At 61.6% G+C, this 4,062-nt stretch carries 4 protein-coding genes; 1 reads left to right on the forward strand and 3 read right to left on the reverse strand.

Going from position 1 to position 4,062, the window contains the following annotated elements; all coding sequences use genetic code 11:
• Nucleotides 1–54 precede the first annotated feature (54 nt).
• Nucleotides 55–606 carry a DUF2799 domain-containing protein gene (locus ACE3OH_RS20365; protein ID WP_374357448.1) on the forward strand — a complete coding sequence of 184 codons (552 nt, stop codon included), beginning with the start codon at nt 55–57 and terminating at the stop codon, nt 604–606.
• 42 nt (nt 607–648) lie between these two features.
• On the opposite strand, the gene ACE3OH_RS20370 is transcribed toward ACE3OH_RS20365, so the two are convergent.
• The 3 genes from ACE3OH_RS20370 to ACE3OH_RS20380 form a co-directional block, all read right to left on the reverse strand.
• The gene (locus ACE3OH_RS20370) at nt 649–1,446 is read right to left on the reverse strand and encodes an amino acid ABC transporter permease (protein ID WP_374357451.1); all 798 of its coding nucleotides are present in this window, start codon (nt 1,444–1,446) and stop codon (nt 649–651) included.
• Between the two features lie 85 nt (nt 1,447–1,531).
• Nucleotides 1,532–2,344 (reverse strand): basic amino acid ABC transporter substrate-binding protein, encoded by an 813-nt coding sequence (locus tag ACE3OH_RS20375; RefSeq protein WP_374357454.1) that lies wholly within the window; start codon nt 2,342–2,344, stop codon nt 1,532–1,534.
• Nucleotides 2,345–2,474: 130 nt separating this feature from the next.
• Nucleotides 2,475–4,062: Sel1-like repeat-containing protein kinase family protein (locus tag ACE3OH_RS20380; protein ID WP_374357457.1), on the reverse strand; the 1,588-nt coding region annotated here is incomplete at its 5' end.

The raw sequence follows: 4,062 nt of genomic DNA on the forward strand, positions 1-4,062 counted from the left end.
TGGCGCGCTTATACCTTTGCGCCTTTGTGTGTAGACAGATTCGAGGAGACAGCAATGAAAACGATGGTCATTTTGCTGATGCTGGCGGGGCTGGGCGGCTGCGCTGCCATGTCCGAAGCCGAGTGCCGCGCTGGCGACTGGTATGGCGTGGGTGAGCGCGATGGCCGCGATGGCCGGCGTGATCAGCTTGGCGACTATGCAGAAGCCTGCCAGAAGGCCCGCATCATTCCCAATGCCGCTGAATACTCGCGTGGCCGCGAGCGCGGTCTGCGTGCCTATTGCACGCCGGAAAACGGCTATCGGGTGGGGCGGGCCGGAGAGTCATATGCCAACGTCTGCGCGCCAGAGCTACAAGGCGCATTCTTGCGCGAATACCAGCGCGGTCATGATCGCTATGAGCTCAAGCGCGAGCTGGATGATGCCGAGAACACGGTGGCGCGGTTGGGGCGTGAAATCAGCGAGTTGAACGACAAGGCTGGCAAGGCCAGCAATGAGGATGAAAAGCGCAAACTGCACCGCAGCCGCGAGGACAAGGAACGCGAGCGGCGCGATGTGCGCATCAGGCTCACCATCTTGCAAGCCAAGTGGGCAATCAGCGGCGACTGAACCCGTAGTGAAAAGGGGCCATTGCGGCCCCTTAATCTTTGACTACACGCCACCAGCTGCCTGATAGCGCCGCTCCAGCCGGTCGATGGCAGCGGCCATCAACATGGTCATCGCCAGATAGCTGAAGGAGATGACCAGATAGGGCTCCCAATAGCGCGAATAGGCGCCAGCCACCGTACGTGCGGCATAGGCCATCTCGGCAAGGCCAATGGCCGACACCAGCGATGAATCCTTCAGCAGCATGATGGCTTCATTGCCCAGCGGCGGCAGCATGCGGCGGAACGCCTGCGGGATGATCACATGGCGCATGGTCTGCCAGTAGTTCATGCCCAGGGAGCGCGAGGCCTCAGTCTGACCGCGATGGATGGACTGGATGCCGGCACGGAAGATTTCCGTGATATAGGCGCCGGCATTGAGGGTCAGCGCAACCAAGCCCGACATGAAGGCGCCGTAGTCCTGGCGCAGGCTGCGCGCCAGATCGCCGGTGATCAGCAGGCCGTCGCTGGGGTGCACCAGCATCGGCATCAGGGCGAAATGCACCAGCATGATTTGCACGAACAGGGGTGTACCGCGAAAGAAGGTAACGTAGGCAGTCGCCGGCAGTCGTACCAGCCAGCGCAGTACCAGGCGCCACGGGCCGTGGCGGGCATCGGCCAGGCGCGCCATGCCGCCCACCAGTCCGATCAGTGTGCCGAAGAACACAGCGATGATGGTGATCTTCAGGGTCATCACCGCGCCTTCCAGAAACAGTTGCCGGTATTCCCAGACGATTTCCGGGCGGAAGTGGCTGAAAAAGGGCAGGGTAGTCTGCAGTGATTTCCAGGCGGCGGCGAAGTCCATGCGATTCCTGTCCGTTGGCTAAAAAAAGAAGCGCAATTTGTCCTAAATTGCGCTCCGTCGGGATTGGCGAAAACCGCAGCCCGTCTTACTTCTTGGCGCCGAAATACTTGGCGAAGATCTTGTCGTAGGTGCCGTCGGCCTTGATCGCCTTGATACCTTCGCTGACCTTGTTGGCCACTTCGGTATTGCCCTTCTTCACAGCGTAGCCGTAGTACTCCTTGGCAAAGCCGGCGTCTTCGACGATCTTCAGCTTGGCATCGGGGTTGTTGGCCACGAAGTTGATCACCACGCCATTGTCGGCTACCACGGCATCCACGCCACCGTTTTGCAGTTCCTTGATCGCCAGCGGCGTGCTTTCGAAGCGCTTGATGTTCGGGCTGGTCTTGCCAAGAATCTTCTGCACCACTTCATCGCCGGTGGTGCCGGTCTGCACGCCGACCTTCTTGTCCTTCAGGTCATCGGCCTTGCTTACCTTGCTGGCTTCGGGCACCGCGATCAGCTGCTTGGCTTCGAAGTAAGGCTCGCTGAAGTCCATGGTTTGCTTGCGCTCGTCGGTGATGGTGACGGCGGAAGCGACGATATCGCGATCACCCGTGCCGAGGGTGTTGAAGATGCCTTCCCACGGGGTATTGATGAATTCCACCTTGAAGCCGGCTTTCTCGCCGGCAGCCGTCAATACGTCCACATCGAAACCCACCACCTTCTTGTCGGCGGTTTCCGACTCGAATGGCGCGTAGCTTGCATCAGAACCGACCTTGTACGTCTTGACCGCAGCCGGGGCATTGGCGGCCGGAGCCGGCTGGGCTGCCGGTGCGGGGGCTTCTTCCTTCTTGCCGCAGGCGACCAGCAGCATGGAAGTGGCAAGGGCGCTCAGTACGAGGCGACGGGTCGAATTCATCGGGTTTCTCCCTGGTTGGTCATGGACTGTGGTGAAAATGCAATTGTACAAGGTGAGCACTGTAGCGAAAGCGCAAGGCGCCACCCAGAAAGCCTGAGTTGCCGGCTGGGCATGTTGGATTATCGCAACGCTACTGGGTGTTTTCAGCTTGGGCGAGCTCGGCAGCGCTCATGGTGCGCTTCACTTCGGCGAGCCGCTGGCTATTGGCCGGGTCTTGTGCTGCAGCTTTTTTCAGCCAACGGTAGCCCTCGATCTTGCTGGCGGCAACGCCGCGGCCGCTGAGGTACATCAGACCAAGATTGTACTGCCCGACGGCATTGCCCTGCTCTGCTGCCAGCCGCGAGTAACGGACCGCTTCGCCATCGTCCTTCCTGATGCCGCGACCGGTCATATACATGAAGCCCAACAAGGCTTGCGCCTCGGCATGGTTCTGGTCGGCGGCCTTGCGATACCACTCGACCGCCTTGGCATTGTCCACTGCCACATCCTGTCCATTCCGATAGCGGCGTCCCAGCTGGGTTTGAGCGGCGGGGTCGCCCTGCTCGGCCGCCCGGCGCAAATCCGCCAGCGACAAGCCGGCCAGCGCGCTCGGGTCGGGTGCCTGTGCCGATTCGGTCTGCTGCTCGGGCGCGGCTGTCGTGGCGGGTGTGGGTGCTGCATCCTGGTGCTGGACAGTCGATTGCGCAGCGTTGACTGCAGCAGGCGGTGCGCTGGCGTGCTGATCGCGTGAGCGCAGCAGGGCGGCGCCGACTGCTGCCACGATGATCAGCCCCAGGCCGATGCCGACCAACTTGCCCCTGCCACTGCCGGGCACTGGCTTGCTTGTGCGTCGCGCCATATTCAATGGCGCCGGTGCAAACTCGTCCTGTGTACGGATGGTCGGGGCCACTGCGGCTGCGCCAGAGGGGTGCAATACCGGTGTCGGTTGCATGGTATAGACACCGGAGGTGTGCGGTGCCTCGGGAATCACCAGGGGGCGCTGATCGATTTCCAGTGCCTCGAATGCCTTGATGCAGGTTTCCAGGCTGCTGAAGCCGCCGCTGAGTACCGGCTTTTGCATCTTCTTGATCAGGGCGGGGAGCTGTTCCTGGTGGGCATCCTTGAAGTAATCGATGCGGTGCAGCGAGATCTGTTTGAACCAGTGGCCGAGTGCAAACAGGTCGACGCGCCAGTCCAGATTGTTGACGGCAAGGTCTGGCATCAGCACCGACTGGTATTGTGCGCGTGCGCTTTCCGATAGCTCGTACCAGCTGGAGCAGCCGGGCTCGCCAACCAGCTTGGCATAGGTCTGCCAGTCCCGTTGTACCGCTTCCTTCATGGCTGGCGACAGGTAGATGGCGTCCGGGCTGGCCAGATCGATGAATAGCGGCTTTTCGATGCGCAGCTGGGTGGCGCGCGCCGCGCCGAAATCGACAAAGGTGAGGCTGTCGAAGTCGATCTCGCCGCTGTCGGCCTGGCGTAGCACCATGGTATCGGGGCGGATGCCGCCGTGCACCAGGCCGGCGCGGCTCAAGTGCTGCAGCGCGCGCAGGCAGCACAGGATCAGGCGGACCAGATCACTGGAGCGTTGAAACGGGTGCTCCAATTCACCCACCGGCGTAGCCAGCCAGTGGGTTAGCGGGTGGCCTGCTGCTTCGGACACCAGCTGGCGGCGGTCCAGATCGACTGAAACGAAACGCGCAGCATGGCGCTGATCGCGCTGGAACCCTTGCTGAATC

It is taken from the genome of Chitinimonas sp. (assembly GCF_041904975.1).
Classification (GTDB): Bacteria; Pseudomonadota; Gammaproteobacteria; order Burkholderiales; family Chitinimonadaceae; genus Chitinimonas.

Excerpts from the sequence above, each read along its gene's own strand:
- ACE3OH_RS20365 (WP_374357448.1), top strand. The coding sequence starts at position 55 with ATGAAAACGATGGTCATTTTGCTGATGCTGGCGGGGCTGGGCGGCTGC.
- ACE3OH_RS20370 (WP_374357451.1), bottom strand. The coding sequence starts at position 1,446 with ATGGACTTCGCCGCCGCCTGGAAATCACTGCAGACTACCCTGCCCTTT.
- ACE3OH_RS20375 (WP_374357454.1), bottom strand. The coding sequence starts at position 2,344 with ATGAATTCGACCCGTCGCCTCGTACTGAGCGCCCTTGCCACTTCCATG.